The organism is Streptomyces sp. NPDC005648, assembly GCF_040605395.1.
Lineage (GTDB): Bacteria > Actinomycetota > Actinomycetes > Streptomycetales > Streptomycetaceae > Streptomyces.
Genome location: NZ_JBEXCS010000147.1, coordinates 1 through 14,590, shown reverse-complemented (window position 1 = coordinate 14,590; position 14,590 = coordinate 1). Strand labels below are relative to the sequence as shown.

Annotated in this window: 13 protein-coding genes and 1 pseudogene; 7 read left to right on the top strand and 7 right to left on the bottom strand. The window is 72.5% G+C overall.

Features of this window, described 5'->3' with window-relative positions:
* The first annotated feature begins 148 nt into the window (after positions 1–148).
* Both ABZT17_RS43015 and ABZT17_RS43010 read left to right on the top strand, forming a co-directional pair.
* The gene (locus ABZT17_RS43015) at positions 149–538 is read left to right on the top strand and encodes a hypothetical protein (protein ID WP_356357636.1); all 390 of its coding nucleotides are present in this window, start codon (positions 149–151) and stop codon (positions 536–538) included.
* A gap of 98 nt (positions 539–636) precedes the next feature.
* Positions 637–2,079, top strand: coding sequence for a S28 family serine protease (locus tag ABZT17_RS43010; RefSeq protein ID WP_356357635.1), 1,443 nt, complete (start codon positions 637–639; stop codon positions 2,077–2,079).
* Between the two features lie 57 nt (positions 2,080–2,136).
* Here ABZT17_RS43010 and ABZT17_RS43005 read toward each other — a convergent pair whose 3' ends face one another.
* From ABZT17_RS43005 to ABZT17_RS42995, 3 genes are all read right to left on the bottom strand, one after another.
* On the bottom strand, positions 2,137–2,781 hold the full coding sequence (locus ABZT17_RS43005; protein WP_356357634.1) for a hypothetical protein: 645 nt from the start codon (positions 2,779–2,781) through the stop codon (positions 2,137–2,139).
* Positions 2,782–2,909: 128 nt separating this feature from the next.
* Positions 2,910–4,694, bottom strand: a complete 1,785-nt coding sequence (locus ABZT17_RS43000; RefSeq protein ID WP_356357633.1) for a glycoside hydrolase family 3 protein — start codon at positions 4,692–4,694, stop codon at positions 2,910–2,912.
* A 335-nt stretch (positions 4,695–5,029) separates the two neighbouring features.
* Positions 5,030–5,947: a LysR family transcriptional regulator gene (locus ABZT17_RS42995; RefSeq protein WP_356357632.1), complete on the bottom strand. Its 918-nt coding sequence runs from the start codon at positions 5,945–5,947 to the stop codon at positions 5,030–5,032.
* 117 nt (positions 5,948–6,064) lie between these two features.
* Between ABZT17_RS42995 and ABZT17_RS42990 the strand changes: the two are divergent.
* The 3 genes and pseudogenes from ABZT17_RS42990 to ABZT17_RS42980 form a co-directional block, all read left to right on the top strand.
* Positions 6,065–6,682: pseudogene (locus ABZT17_RS42990) on the top strand (EamA family transporter); the annotation flags it as partial.
* A gap of 76 nt (positions 6,683–6,758) precedes the next feature.
* On the top strand, positions 6,759–8,006 hold the full coding sequence (gene aroA, locus ABZT17_RS42985; RefSeq protein WP_356357631.1) for a 3-phosphoshikimate 1-carboxyvinyltransferase: 1,248 nt from the start codon (positions 6,759–6,761) through the stop codon (positions 8,004–8,006).
* Between the two features lie 17 nt (positions 8,007–8,023).
* Positions 8,024–8,677, top strand: coding sequence for a GNAT family protein (locus tag ABZT17_RS42980; protein WP_356357630.1), 654 nt, complete (start codon positions 8,024–8,026; stop codon positions 8,675–8,677).
* A 40-nt stretch (positions 8,678–8,717) separates the two neighbouring features.
* Here the strand turns inward: ABZT17_RS42980 and ABZT17_RS42975 are convergent, their stop codons facing one another.
* Entirely contained in the window at positions 8,718–9,683 is a 966-nt protein-coding gene (locus tag ABZT17_RS42975) for a LysR family transcriptional regulator (RefSeq protein ID WP_356357629.1), read from the bottom strand.
* Between the two features lie 50 nt (positions 9,684–9,733).
* Here ABZT17_RS42975 and ABZT17_RS42970 point away from each other — a divergent pair, with 50 nt between their 5' ends.
* A complete protein-coding gene (locus ABZT17_RS42970) occupies positions 9,734–10,318 on the top strand; it encodes an alpha/beta hydrolase (protein ID WP_356357628.1) in 585 nt (194 codons plus the stop codon).
* On the opposite strand, the gene ABZT17_RS42965 is transcribed toward ABZT17_RS42970, so the two are convergent.
* From ABZT17_RS42965 to ABZT17_RS42955, 3 genes are all read right to left on the bottom strand, one after another.
* Complete coding sequence (locus ABZT17_RS42965) at positions 10,296–11,633, bottom strand: MFS transporter (RefSeq protein ID WP_356357627.1); 1,338 nt, start codon at positions 11,631–11,633, stop codon at positions 10,296–10,298. The two genes, ABZT17_RS42970 and ABZT17_RS42965, sit on opposite strands and share 23 nt — an antisense overlap.
* Positions 11,634–11,756: 123 nt before the next feature.
* Positions 11,757–12,557: a sugar phosphate isomerase/epimerase family protein gene (locus ABZT17_RS42960; RefSeq protein WP_356357626.1), complete on the bottom strand. Its 801-nt coding sequence runs from the start codon at positions 12,555–12,557 to the stop codon at positions 11,757–11,759.
* Positions 12,558–12,675: 118 nt separating this feature from the next.
* Positions 12,676–13,608 carry a helix-turn-helix domain-containing GNAT family N-acetyltransferase gene (locus tag ABZT17_RS42955; protein WP_356357625.1) on the bottom strand — a complete coding sequence of 311 codons (933 nt, stop codon included), beginning with the start codon at positions 13,606–13,608 and terminating at the stop codon, positions 12,676–12,678.
* 150 nt (positions 13,609–13,758) lie between these two features.
* Here ABZT17_RS42955 and ABZT17_RS42950 point away from each other — a divergent pair, with 150 nt between their 5' ends.
* Positions 13,759–14,502: a class I SAM-dependent methyltransferase gene (locus ABZT17_RS42950; protein WP_356357624.1), complete on the top strand. Its 744-nt coding sequence runs from the start codon at positions 13,759–13,761 to the stop codon at positions 14,500–14,502.
* The last annotated feature ends 88 nt before the right edge of the window (positions 14,503–14,590 follow it).

The window sequence follows — 14,590 nt, the reverse complement described above, 5'->3', positions numbered from 1 at the left end:
GGGTACGCGGAGCTGTGGCGGGCCTTTGTGGGGGAGGGCGAGTCTTTGGCGGCCTGATGGGTGGGGGTGGTGGGCGTGCAACCATCCGACGTACGTCATGCGTCCGTACATCAGTACGTTCGTTGGCGGCGATGGGGGAGGGGTTGCAGTGGACACTGGTGCGATACGTCGGCGGATGGCGCTCGGCATGGCCGTGCTGACCGCGTCCGGACTGCTCGCGCTGGCGGCGCCGGGGAGCGCGCAGGCCGCCTCGTACTGCGCGGGGCGCAAGGTCAAGGACCTGCCGTTCTCCACGGGTGTCGTGCACGTCTACAAGCGTGACGGCTACGTCTGCGCCGTCACCTTCCCCACCGAGTCCTCCTCCGCCAAGCGCCCCATGTCGGTCAGTGTCCAGGCCCGCGGCAACCGCCCCGTCGTCGACAAGGGGCGGTACTCCCACCACGCCGGTCCGGTCACCGTGCACGCGGGACACCGGTGCGTGTGGATCAAGGGGTCGGTGGAGCGGGGGGCCGTCAGCTCCGGCTGGATTCTTTGCTAGCTCCTGGACTTCGCACAGGAAATTCTTGAACTCCCCTGGTGTGGACGCCTGTTGCTCGGTTAGCTTCCGGCGACATCCGTATCCACAGGGGAGAGTGCATGCGCAAGGCGCTCAGATGGCTGCTGGCGCTCACGGTGCTCATAGGCACACTGAGCACGGCCGGTGCGGCCACCGCCGCCCAGCCGGAGGCCACCGGCACCAACAGCACCGGCACCGACAGCACCGACATCAAGGACCAGCTGCTCGCCGTACCGGGGATGAGCCTGATCGAGGAGAAGCCCTACCCCGGCTACCGCTTCTTCGTCCTGAACTACACCCAGCCGGTCGACCACAGGGATCCCTCGAAGGGGACCTTCCAGCAGCGGATCACCGTGCTGCACAAGGGAGTGGACCGCCCCACCGTCTTCTACACCGGCGGCTACAACGTCTCCACCAACCCCGGCCGCCGTGAACCCACCCAGATCGTGGACGGCAACCAGGTTTCCATGGAGTACCGCTTCTTCACCCCGTCCCGCCCGAGCCCGGCCGACTGGTCCAAGCTGGACATCTGGCAGGCGGCGAGCGACCAGCACCGTATCTTCGGGGCGCTGAAGGCGATCTACCCCAGGAACTGGATCGCGACGGGCGGCTCGAAGGGCGGCATGACCGCCACGTACTACGAGCGCTTCTACCCGAAGGACATGGACGGCGTGGTGGCCTACGTCGCCCCCAACGACGTCGTCAACGACGAGGACTCCGCCTACGACCGCTTCTTCACCCGGGTCGGCACCAAGGAGTGCCGCGACCGGCTGAACGCGGTGCAGCGCGAGGCGCTGGTGCGCCGGGAGCCCCTGGAGAAGAAGTACGCGGCGTACGCGGCCGAGAACGGCTACACCTTCACCACCGTCGGCAGCCTGGACCGCGCCTACGAGGCCGTCGTCCTGGACTACGTCTGGGGCTTCTGGCAGTACAGCCTGCTCTCCGACTGCGACACCGTCCCGGCGAACGCGGCCACCGCGACCGACGACGAGATCTGGAACTCGGTCGACACCATCTCCGGCTTCTCGTTCTACACCGACCAGGGCCTGGAGCCGTACACGCCGTACTACTACCAGGCGGGTACGCAGCTGGGCGCGCCGACGATCCACTTCCCGTACATCGAGAAGAAGTACGTCCGCTACGGCTACCAGCCGCCCCGGAACTTCGTGCCGCGCTCGATCCCGATGCGCTTCCAGCCGTGGGTGATGCGGGACGTCGACACCTGGGTGACCCACCACGCCCGCCACATGCTCTACGTCTACGGCCAGAACGACCCCTGGGGAGCGGAGCGGTTCCGCGTGGGCAAGGGGGCGAAGGACTCGTACGTCTTCACGGCGCCCGGACTGAACCACGGCGCGAACGTCGCCGGTCTGGTCCCCGACCAGAAGGCGTTCGCCACGGCCCGCATCCTGGACTGGGCGGGCGTCCCGGCCGCGTCGGTGGCCCGGGCGAAGCCGCTGGCCAAGTTCGACGCCGGCCTGGACAGGCGGGACGCCGAGCGCGAACCCACGCTGCGACCGTGACCCGCGAACCCACGCTGCGACCGTGAGCAACTCCGGTGCCGCGCCCGGCAGTCGACCTCACAGCTGCCGGGCGCAGCCCACCGGCTCGCTCCCCTTCAGCCGTACGTACAGCGCCGTCCCCTTCGGGCACTGGGCCCGCCTCGCGACCGCCTTCACCACCTGGTACTGCGGCTTCCGCGCCCCGCTGCCGTCGCACGCCGTCTCGCGGACCTGGCCGTTGCCCGAGCCGTAGACACAGTCGCCGACCAGGGTGCGCGGGCCGCCCCCGTTGCCCGGGTCGCCGGGGTGCGGGGGCTCCAGATTGCGCATACAGGCGTAGCCCTGCGGCACCATGCCGTCGCCGTCCTCGTCGGAGGACGGACTCTGCCGGCTGATGTGGAGGACGAAGTCGGTGGTCGCCGGGCACAGCGGCCCCGTGTTCACCTTGCCGTCGTAGCGCGCGATCACCCGCGCCGCCGCCCGTTCACTGGTGCACGGCACCTCGGTGAAGCTCGTCGTGCCGAAGGAGCTGCACTCGTCGACCGCCAGGAACTGCGCCCCATAGCCGGTCTGCTGGGTCGAGGAGGCGTGGCCGCCGCTCGCGGGCGCGCTGGGCCCGTCCCCGCCGTCGCCGGGCTTCGACAGGAGGCCGCACCCGCTCACCAGGCCGGCGACCAGTGCCAGCAGTGCGCAGACCACCCCCACCGACCATCTCTCACGCATCGCCATCCCCCACCCCACCCCTGGTCCAGCGTGGCCCGCCGCAGCGGGCGCACGCCAGACGCGCGGGATGCTTTGGGCTCGTTGGGGGTCGCACGCCGGGTGCGTGACGTATGCGCCCTACGCCCCGTTTAGTACGACAGTCCGTGTCCGATGGGGTACAGCACCCGTGCCGGATCGTCCGCCCGGTGCACCGCCACCGGCAGCCTCCCGCGCGGCCTCGCCTTCCCCGCGATCACCCGCGCCGCCGCCCGCAGTTCGACGTCCGTCCAGGAGTAGGTCGCCAAGTACGCGGGGACAGAAGGCAGTTGGGCCACGTCGTAAGGGTTGCGGATCGCCACCGCGACCACGGGTCGCCCCGTCGCCACCAGCTGCTCGACCAGCGTCTTCTGGGAGCCGGCCATGGTGAGGTTGTAGGTGGCGACGACCACGGCGTCCGCGTCCCGCGCCGCCGCGACGGCCGCGGTGACGGTGGCGGCGGAGGGCGCGGTCCCGGTCGACAGGGCCGTCGCCGTGAAGCCCAGCTCGGTGAGGGCCTTCGCCAGCACCCCCGTCGGCGGGCCCGTCGTGCCGGACGGGGAGGCGGGGTCGGCGCCGACCACGAGGACCGCCTTGTGGCCGCGGGGGGAGAGCGGGAGCACGCCGTCCTCGTTGACCAGCAGGGTCGTGGTCCGCTCGGCGATGCGGTCGGCCGCCGCGAGGTGCGCGGGGACGCCGACGACCCGGTCCACGCGGCGCGGGTCGGCGTACGGGCGCTCGAAGAGCCCGAGCCGCGCCTTCAGGCGCAGGATGCGCAGGACCGACTCGTCGAGCCGGGACTCGGTGAGCTCTCCGCCCTGTACCGCCTCGAGGACGGCGTTCCAGGCGACCGCCAGGTCCGGCGGGTTGAGGAGCTGGTCGACGCCGGCCTTCAGGGCGAGGACGGGCACCCGGTCGTCGCCGTACTTGGTGCGCACGCCCTCCATGCCCAGGGAGTCGGTGACGACCACCCCGTCGTAGCCGAGTTCGCCGCGCAGGATGCCGGTGAGGATCGGATGGGACAGTGTGGCCGGGTCGCCGGAGCCGTCGAGGGCGGGGAACTGGATGTGGGCGGTCATCACACAGTCGATGCCGGCCTTGATCGCCGCCCGGAAGGGGACGGCGTCCAGCTCCTCCCAGACCTCACGGGTGTGGGTGATGACCGGGAAGCCGTAGTGGCTGTCGACGGCGGTGTCGCCGTGGCCCGGGAAGTGCTTGGCGGTGGCGGCGACCCGGGAGCGCTGGTAGCCGGTGACCTCGGCGGCCACGAGAGCGGCCACCGCGCCCGGGTCGGCGCCGAAGGAGCGGACGCCGATGACCGGGTTGGCCGGATTGACGTTCACATCGGCGTCGGGGGAGTAGTCCTGGTTGACGCCGATCGCGCGCAGCTCGGCGCCGGAGATCCGGCCGAGGGTGTGGGCGTCCTCGCGGGAACCGCCGGCGCCGATCGCCATGGCGCCGGGGAAGAGGGTGGCGGGCGCGCCCACCCGGCAGACGATGCCGTGTTCCTGGTCGGTGGTGATGAGGACCGGCAGACCCCGGGGCCCGCTGAGGGACGCCCTCTGGATGCCGTTGGAGAGAGCGGCGATCTGGTGCGGGTCCTTGGTGTTGTTGGCCCAGGTGAAGTAGATGATGCCGCCGACCCGGTACCGGGCGATCAGCTCGGCGGCCGTACGGACGCCGATCTCCTTGAGGTTGGCGTCGATGTCGGCCTGGTCGGGGGCGGTGGCGGAGGTGCCGTAGACCCGCATGACGAAGAGCTGGCCGACCTTCTCCTCGAGGGTCATACGGGAGACGAGGGCGCGCAGCCGGCTGTCGTCGGCGTGGGCGGTGCCGCCGAGTGCGAGGGCCGCGGCGGCGCCCGTCGTCGCGGCGAGGACGGTACGTCTGGAGGGCACGTGCGCTCCTTCCGGAGATGATCCGCTGAAGGAAACTTCCGTGAGGGAAGCAATATCCGGGAAGTTTCTGCCAGTCAAGGGAGCGCGCAGGGAAGTGCTTTGGGTGAGGAGCCGCGGGCAAGGGGCCGCCATCGGCGCTGTTGGAGGGGGGCGCGCCGATGGCGGCTGTGCTGCCGGCCGCAGTACGGCGGAGAGGGTGGGTCAGCGATCGCAGCCAGCAGCGAGGGCCGACACCGCACGGCGGAGACTCATCCGGCAGCCTGCGGGTTGGACGAACCGTATTCGGGGTGGGTTCCCGCCTTCCCGGCGATTCCCGGAAGTCGGTGCCGGAGGGGTCAATGGGACGGATGTGCCGTCACGTGCGGCCACCGATCCCGCAGAGTGCGTACGGCCTCTGCGATGGCCGGACGACGGGCGGCTCCTTCGCGCCACAGGGCGTACAGCCGCCGGACGGGGGTCGGTTCGAGACGCACCTCGACGACTCCGGGCGGCAGCGGGCCGCGCCCCAGACGCGGGACGAGACAGACGCCGAGCCCTCCGGCCACCAGGGCGACCAGGGTCGGGTTCTCGTCGGCGTGGTGGACGATCTCCGGTTCGTGACCGGCCGCGCGCATGGTCCGCAGCAGCCAGTCGTGGCAGACCCGGCCCGGCGGCTGGCACACCCACCGCTGCCCGCCCAGCTCCTCCCGGGTGACCGCCTCACGACCGGCGAAGGGGTGCCCCGCCGGCACCAGGAGCGTGCTGCGGTCGTCGCCGATCACCGCCCGCTCGACGCCGGCCGGCACGGGCATCGGCGCGATGTCCCAGTCGTGCGCCACGGCGAGATCGACCGCGCCCTTGGCGACCAGGTCGACGGAGAGATGCGGGTCGATCTCGGAGAGGCGGGCGTCCAGGGCGGGGTGCCGGACGGCGAGGTCGGCCAGCACCGCCGGCATCAGCCCGCGCGCGGCCGAGGCGAACGCGGCGATGGTCAGCCGCCCGGCCGGCACCCCGCGCCGCTCCTCCAGCTCGGTCTCCGCCCGCTCGACGATCGCCAGCAACTCCTGCGCCGTATCGACGAGTTGATGCGCCTCGGGAGTGAGCCGCACCCCGCGCCCCTCTCGTTCGAGCAGTACGGTCCTGGTCTCCCGCTCCAGCTTGGCGATCTGCTGGGACACCGCCGAGGGCGTGTATCCGAGCGCGGCGGCCGCGGCGCCCACGGTGCCGTGGACCGAGACGGCGTGCAGGGCGCGAAGCCGCTGAAGATCGAGCACGGAAAGCTCCAGTCATTAGCGCTGCTTCATCCGACCATGCAGCAATCATCGCTGGTGCTTCACGGTCGCGGGAAGTGATGCTCGACGCATGAGACCCGCACACCTTGTCCTCGCGGTCTCTTCCCGGCCCCGCGCTTCCTGGTGGCCGCCCTCCCGGCGGTCTTTCTCGTGGGCCGCCCGAAGGTGGCGTGGAAGTGGGTGCCGGCGGGCCTCTCCTCTCTGGTGCTCCAGATCCAGGCCGTGTTCACGGCCGGGGTCGCCTTCGTCGTCCTCGGCGAACGGCCTTCCCGCATACGGGTGTCGGGCATGCTGGTCGCCCTGGCCGGCATCGGTGTCGCGGCGGCCGACGAGGGGACCTCGGGCCCGCTCGGCGCCTTCGCCCTGGTCGTCGGGGCGGCGGCCTGCTGGGGCGTCGCCAACGTCCTGACCCGCAAGGCCGCCCCGCCCGACGCGCTCAACTTCATGGTGTGGGTGAGCACGGTCCCCGTCCTGCCGCTCCTCGGCCTCTCCCTGCTCCTGGAGGGCCAGAGCCGGGACTACGACGCCCTGCGCGCCCTCGACTGGCAGGGCGCCGGCACGGTCGTCCACGTCGCCTGGGTCACGACGGTCTTCGGCTTCGGTGCCTGGGGCCGGCTGCTGCGCCGCCACCCGGCGTCGACGGTCGCGCCCCTCTCCCTCCTGGTCCCGGTGTTCGGGATGTCGTCCGCCGCCCTCTGCCTGGGCGGGGAACCGGTGACGGCTGGGCGACAGGAATCGGTCCATCCCGTGGACGGGGCGGCGATCGGGCCGGTGCTCGGCCGATCATGAGGGCATGCCCTCGATCGACATCCCCGGTTCCAAGTCCATCACCGCCCGCGCCCTCTTCCTCGCGGCCGCGGCCGACGGTGTCACCACCCTCGTACGGCCCCTGAGGTCGGACGACACGGAGGGGTTCGCCGAGGGGCTGGTCCGGCTCGGATACCGGGTCGGCCGCACCCCGGACACCTGGCAGGTCGACGGCCGCCCGCAGGGACCCGCGGTGGCCGAAGCGGACGTGTACTGCCGGGACGGCGCGACGACGGCCCGCTTCCTGCCCACCCTGGCGGCGGCGGGACACGGCACCTACCGCTTCGACGCCTCGGAGCAGATGCGCGGTCGTCCGCTGCTGCCGCTCTCCCGTGCCCTGCGCGACCTCGGGGTGGACCTGCGGCACGAGCAGGCGGAGGGACACCATCCGCTGACCGTGCGGGCGGCCGGGGTCGAGGGCGGCGAGGTGGTCCTGGACGCGGGCCAGTCCTCCCAGTACCTGACGGCCCTGCTGCTGCTCGGCCCGCTGACCCGGAAGGGCCTGCGCATCCGGGTCACGGACCTGGTGTCCGCCCCCTATGTGGAGATCACGCTCGCGATGATGCGCGCGTTCGGCGTGGAGGTCGAGAGGGAGGGCGACGTCTTCGCGGTCCCGCCCGGCGGCTACCGCGCCACGACCTACGCGATCGAGCCCGACGCCTCGACCGCGAGCTACTTCTTCGCGGCGGCCGCGGTGACACCGGGCGGGGAGGTGACGGTGCCGGGCCTCGGGCGGGGCGCGCTCCAGGGTGACCTCGGTTTCGTCGACGTACTGCGCCGGATGGGCGCGGACGTGACCGTGGGGCAGGACGCCACGACCGTCCGGGGCACGGGCGAACTGCGCGGCCTCACGGTCAACATGCGGGACATCTCGGACACCATGCCGACCCTCGCGGCGATCGCCCCCTTCGCCTCGGGACCGGTGCGGATCGAGGACGTGGCGAACACCCGGGTCAAGGAGTGCGACCGCCTGGAGGCATGCGCGGAGAACCTGCGCCGCCTCGGCGCGGACGTCACCACCGGCCCCGACTGGATCGAGATCCGGCCCGGCCTCGCCCCGCACACCACCGAGATCAAGTCGTACGCCGACCACCGCGTCGTCATGTCCTTCGCGGTGACCGGGCTGCGGGTGCCGGGAATCTCGTTCGACGACCCGGGGTGCGTACGGAAGACTTTCCCCGGTTTCCACGAGGCCTTCGCCGGCCTGCGGGGCCTGCTGGGACACGACCGATGAGCTGAGAGGCGGGGTACGTGGGGTACGTGCTCGAAAGTCCGCTGCTGGAAGGCGAGTTGGTCCGGCTGGAGCCGCTGTCGCACCGGCACGCGGCCGATCTGGCGGTGGCGGCGGAGGAGGACCGCGGCACGTACGCGTTCACCTGGGTGCCGAGGGCCGACGAGGTCGGCGACTACATCGACGCGCAGTTGGAACGGGCGGCGACCGGCCGGCTCGCGCCGTACGCGCAGGTGTCGCTCGCGACCGGGCGGGCGGTGGGCGCGACGGCGTACTGGGAGCCGCGGTGCTGGCGGTCGGACGACCGGCTCGACGCGGTGGAGGTCGGCTTCACCTGGCTCGCCCGCTCCACGCAGGGCACGGGTGTCAACGCCGAGGCCAAGCTGCTGCTCTTCCGGCACGCCTTCGAGGTGTGGGGCGTGGACCGGGTCGACCTGAAGACGGACGCCCGCAACAGCCGCTCCAGAGCGGCGATCGAGAGCGTGGGGGCCCGCTACGAGGGAGTCCTGCGCAACTGGTCGCGATCCTGGGCACCGGGAGAGGAAGGGCAACTGCGCGACTCGGCGATCTTCGCACTGACGGCCGAGGAATGGTCGGAGTGCCGACACCGACTGGAGAAACGACTGACGGAGCTCCGCGCACGGTCGCCCCGACCGCCGTGCACAGGTTCCTGACGCGGGCGTCGTGGGCGTCCCGGCTTTCCCGGCGCCGGTGTCATGGGTGCAGGGGGTGGTTGCCGGGGCCGGTGGTCGTCGGCTTGTCCGCGGTCAGGCGTAGTTGGTCCAGCACCGTCCGGATCACCGGGTCCCCCTCCGCCCCCGCCCGCACCGCCGCGAACACATGGCGCAGCGGAGGCTCCCCCTCCGCGGTCAGCACGGCCACGTCCCGGTGGGTGTACACGGCGCGGACGAGCCGGGGGACGAGGGCCACTCCCTGGCCCGCCTCCACCAGCGCCGCCAGGGCGCCCCAGTCGTCGACCGCGTGCCGGATGTCCGGGGTGAAGCCGGCCGCCGCACAGACCGAGCGGGCGACCGCGCCCACACAGGAGCGGGCGTCCCCGATGATCCACGCGTCGGACGCCAGTTCCCGCAGCGGGACCCGGTCGCGACCCGCGAGCCGATGACCGGCCGGCACGGCGATGTCCATCACGTCCGTGAGCAGCTCGAACCGGCTGTAGCGGGCGTCCGTGTGCGCGGGCGCCGCCGCGTAGTGGACGGCCACCGCCACGTCCACCTGGCCACTGTCCAACGCGGTGAAGAGGTCCGGCGGCTGGGACTCGACCACGTCCAAGCGGACCTCGGGCAGCCGCTCGCCCAGCGCCCGCAGTACCCCGGGCAGCAGACCGAGGATGCCGCTCGACAGACAGCCGATCGTCACCGACCCGCGGCCGCCCTCCCCGTACCCCGCCAAGTCGGCCCGCGCCCGCTCCAGTTGGGCGGCGATCAGATCGGCGTGGGCCAGCAGCACCCGGGCCTGACCGGTCAGCCGTACGCCCCTGCCGTCCTTCTCCGTCAGCGGTGCGCCCACCTCGCGGGCGAGCGCCGCGATCTGCTGGGAGACGGCGGAGGGGGTGAGATGCAGGGCCTCGGCGGTGCGGGCCAGACTGCCACGGCGCCGCAGCTCGCGCAGGACCGTCAGACGGCGCAGATCGACCGTGAAGCTCTCGCTTACCTGTTCCACCCTGAAAGATTAACTGGACCAATACCCCGCTCCACGGCCAGCATCGAGCCATGACCTCGCAGTTCCTGATCCTCCACGGCTTCCAGAACCACCGCCCCGCCGGCCACTGGCAGCACCGTCTCGCCGACCGTCTGCGCGAGCTGGGCCACCAGGTGGCCCACCCGCAGCTGCCCGACCCCGACCAGCCCGAACTGGACGTCTGGCTGGGCGAGTTGACCGCCCACCTCCGCGCCCTCGACCCGGCCGCCGAGCGGGTCGTCCTCGCCCACAGCCTGAGCGTCGTGCTGTGGCTGCACGCCGTCGACCGAGGGCTGCCGGGCCTCGCCGTCGACCGGGTCCTGCTCGTCGCCCCGCCCTCCCCGACCGTCCTCGCGGGCATCCCGGAGATCGCCGGCTTCGCCCCGCCGCCACGGCCGTCCGCGCTGCCCGGACCGACCCTGCTGGCCGCCGGGGACGACGACCCGTACTGCTCCGAGGGCGCCAAGGCCGCGTACGGCGACCCGTTGGGCATCCCCACCGTGATCCTCCCGGGCGCCGCCCACCTCGACCTCGACGCCGGCTACGGCGAGTGGCCCTCGGTCCTGGACTGGTGCCTGGACCCGGAGGCGAAGCTCACGACGCGTCCGGCGCGGTAGCGGAGCCGGTGTCCGGTGCGATGGCGGAACCGGAGTCCGGTGCCGTACCCGACCCGCCGCCCCGCAATGGCGTCGCCGTCCCGTCCCGAGATCCCGCCGTCCCGTCCCGCAGTTCGGGCGTCGAGACAGCCACCCCCGACACCGCCGCCACGCACAGCGCGCCCCCGACGACCAGCGCCGTCGCCCCCGAGGACCAGCCCGCCACCACACCGGCCCGCAGATTGCCGAGCTGCGGGCCGGCCTGGCCGACGATCGTCTCGGCCGCCGTCACCCGGCCCAACAGGGCGTCGGGGGTGTGGGTCTGCACGATCGTCGTACGGGAGAGGACAGCGACCGCGTCCGCCGCGCCGGCCACCGCCAGCATCCCCAGGCCCGCCCAGGCGCTGGTGGTCAGACCGAACAGGGCCAGCATCACCCCCCAGGTGGCGGACGCGCACAGCATCACCGGGCCGGGGCGGGCCAGCCGGGTCAGCGGGCCGGAGAGGGCGGTGGAGGTGACACCGCCGACGGCGAGGGCGGAGAGGAAGAGACCGAGGGTGCGCGGGTTCCCGCCGAAGCGCTCCGCGTTGACCAGCGGGAAGAGGGCGGTCGGCATGGCCAGCACACAGGCCGCGAGGTCGGTCAGCAGCGCGCCGCGCACGACCCGGTGGCCGACCAGGAACCGCAGACCGTCGAGGACACCGTGGACGCCGGGTCGGGACCGCTCGCCCTCGGGCGGCAGCGCGGGCAGCCCGTAGGCGCCGTAGAAGGACATGCCGAAGCTGAGGGTGTCCAGCAGGTAGCAGACGCCGATGCCCCACCAGCCGAGCACCACACCGGCGACGGCCGGGCCGACCAGCATCATCGCCTGACCGGTCACCTGCTGGAGGGCGAGCCCGGCGCCCACCTGGTCCTTGGGCAGCAGCCTCGGCACGAAGACCCCCGCCGCGGGGGCGCCGAGCGCGGCGAACGACGTCTGTACGGCGACCAGCGCGAGGACCACGGCCACCGGCACATGCCCGGTGAACCCCTGCACGGCCAGCAGCAGCGAGCAGGCGGCCGAGCCGACGGTCCCGGTGAGGTACATCCGGCGCCGGTCGGTCCGGTCGACCCAGGCACCGGCGAACAGGCTCACCCCCACCATCGGCACCGCCTGCGCCAGCCCCACCGCCCCCGTCCACACCGAGCTGTGGGTCATGTGCCACACCTGGTACATGACGGTGACCATGGTCATGAAGCCGCCCAGCGTCGACACCGTGCGCCCGATCAGCAGCCGCCGGAAGACGGGCGAGGTGCGCAGCGGCCGGACGTCGAGGAACGTACGGCCGAGGCTCATGAGGGCAGCAGGGGGTGCGGGGCGGGCCGCTCTGGAATCACCGGGGGACCCTAAGCGGCGACCCCCCACCCCCGCCACCGAATTACCACGGTGACAGTGGTTCGCGCCGCACCGCGGACGGTGTCACGCCGAGTCGTTCAGCAGCCGTCCCAGATGGGCGCGGCCCGCGGCCAGCAGTCCCTCCAGCGGTGCGGCCTCCTCGTACCACCGCTTCTCGTACTCCCAGCACAGCCACCCGTCCCACTCGTGCCGGGAGAGCACCTCCACGGTGTCGGAGAGCGGCAGTACCCCGGCGCCCAGCGCCAGCGGGGTCGCGTCGTCGGCCGAGGCGATGTCCTTGACCTGGACATAGCCGAGATACGGCGAGAGGGCCGCGTACGTGTCCACGGGCTGTTCGCCGCCCAGCCAGGTGTGCATGACGTCCCAGAGGGCGCCGACGTGCCGGTGGCCGACCAGACCGAGGACCCGGATCGCGTCGGCACCCGTGCGATGCGAGTCGTGGGTCTCCAGAAGGACGCGTACGCCGAGGTCGGCGGCGTACTCCGCGGCCGTGCCGAGCCTGCGGGCGGCCGCCGCGTCGGCCCGCTCCCGGGTCTGCTCGCTGCCGGCGCCGGGGAACACCCGTACGTAGGGGGCGCCGAGGTCATGGGCCAGGTCGAGCAGCTCGCGGATCTCGTCGATGACGGGGCCGTCGTCCCCCGGCGCGGCCACGCGCGCGTACCCGGCGAGGCCCAGCAGCTCGATGCCGCCGGCCTTGAACTCGGCGGCCACATCGGCCCGTCGGCCGGCATCGATGCCGGGATGCACCGGCTCCTCCGGATGGGCGCGCAGCTCCACGCCGTGGTAGCCATGGGTGGCCGCGAGCCGGATCACGTCCGGGATGGGCAGGCCGGGGACTCCGAGGGTCGAGAACGCCAGTTTCATGCGATCCACTCTCACTCGTGGGCCCCGCACAGGTCCAGGCCGCCACTCGCACCCGCCCACGACACGGCCCCACCCCCGTGTGCTGCCCTCGGCGACCTGCCCTCGGCTCTCCGCCCGCTCACTCGGACGTGCCGTGCAGATCCAGCCGCCAGTCCTGGCCGTTCAGGTCCTGTCCGAAGGAGCGGTGGGCCTTCTGTGCCGACAGGACGAAGCCGTGCCGCTGGTAGATGTGCCGGGCGGCGGTGAGGACGTCATTGGTCCACAGGACCAGCTCCCGGTACCCGACCCCCCGCGCGAATTCGATGACGGCGCCCACCAGCCGGTCCCCGATGCCGAGCCCGCGCGCCTCCGGCTCGACGAGCAGCAGCCGCAGCCGGGCGGTGCCCGGCGCGTCGTCCCGTACGCACATGACACACCCCACCGGCCGCCCGTCGAGCTCGGCGATCCACACCCGCTCCAGATACGGATCGTGGTCCTCGGCGAAGTCCGCGACGATCCGGGCCACCAGCCCCTCGTAGTCGGCGTTGAAGCCGTACTCGACGGCATAGAGAGCGGCGTTGCGCTGCACGATCCAGCCGAGGTCGCCGGGGCCGGGCTCACGCAGCAGGACGTCCTGCCGGCGCGGGGGCCGCCCGTCGGAGAGCAGCGTCCGCACCGTCAGCATCGCCTCGGTCAGCCGGGGCCGGTCGGCGGACGGCACGGTCGACAGCAGGGCGCCCACGGACTCGTCGGCCCGCTCGGCGAGCAGCGCGGCGGTCTCCCGGCCGCGCGCGGTGAGGCTGACGCGCCGGCGCCGCGGATCGTGCTCCGACGCGGCCCGCTCGATCAGCCCGCCCTCCTCGAATTTGTTGAGGATCCGGCTCAAGTACCCCGCGTCCAGGGAGAGTTCCGCCCGCAGATCGGCGGCGTCGGTACGCGGCGAGTGAGCGAGCTCGTACAGCACACGCGACTCGGTGAGGGTGTAGGGGGCGTAGAGATGACGGCTGTAGTCGAGGGCGCCGATGACGTTCGTGTAGAAGCGGTTGAAGGCACGGATGTCCTGGACGGTCACGACGGTCGCCCCCCGGATGGTTGACTCAGTCAGAGATACCTCGGACCGAGCCTAGGCCGCCGCATCCGATCCGGCTACCCCTTTCCCGTTCCGTGCGGCCGTCAGCGAACGGCGGCCCACGGCGTCGGATCCCTCCCTAACCTCGGGTGAATGAACCCACCGGGAAGCACGATCGCGGCCTACGACGAACACGCGGACTGGTACAACACCCACATGTCGCCGGACGGCGCGGGCGACTACGTCCAACGGGTCCACGCGGCCCTGTCCGACCTGCTCGGCCCCGGCGGCGGCACCTGCCTGGACGTCTGCTGCGGCACAGGAGCCCACGCGGACGCCCTGTCGCGGCTCGGCTGGACCCCCGTGGGCATCGACCTCTCCCACAACCAACTCCGGTACGCCACGCGGCGGTTGCCGGTCGCGCGGGCCGACGCGACGGCACTCCCGCTGGCCGACGCCTCGGTACCGGCGGCGGTGTGCGTCCTGGCCGGCACGGACGTACCGGACTACGCGGCGGTCCTGAGGGAGATCGCCCGCGTCCTGAAGCCGGGCGGCCGCTTCGTGCACGTCGGCGTACACCCGTGCTTCGTGGGCGCCTTCGCCGACCGCACGGACCCGCCGAGGGTGGTCGTGCACCCCACCTACGGCGACCGCGCCCGCACCTACGCCGGCGGAAGCCCCCAGGGTGTACGGGCCCGGGTCGGGGCCTGGGACCTCCCCCTGGCCGACCTGCTCAACGGGACGGCGGAAGCGGGCCTGCACCTCACCCGCACAACGGAAGCGGGCCCGGCAGGAGCCCCACCCGACCTCTTCGCGTTCCTCGCGACATCGGCACTCCCTCCACCCCGGTCCGCATCACTCAGCCCGTCCGGGGGTGCCCCCTCTGGGGGAGTTTGAGGACGAGGCCGTTCAGGCCGATGCCCCGGGGCGCGGTGCCGACCGTCCAGCTCTGCCTGACGGTTCCGGTCGCCGCGTCGATGGCGAC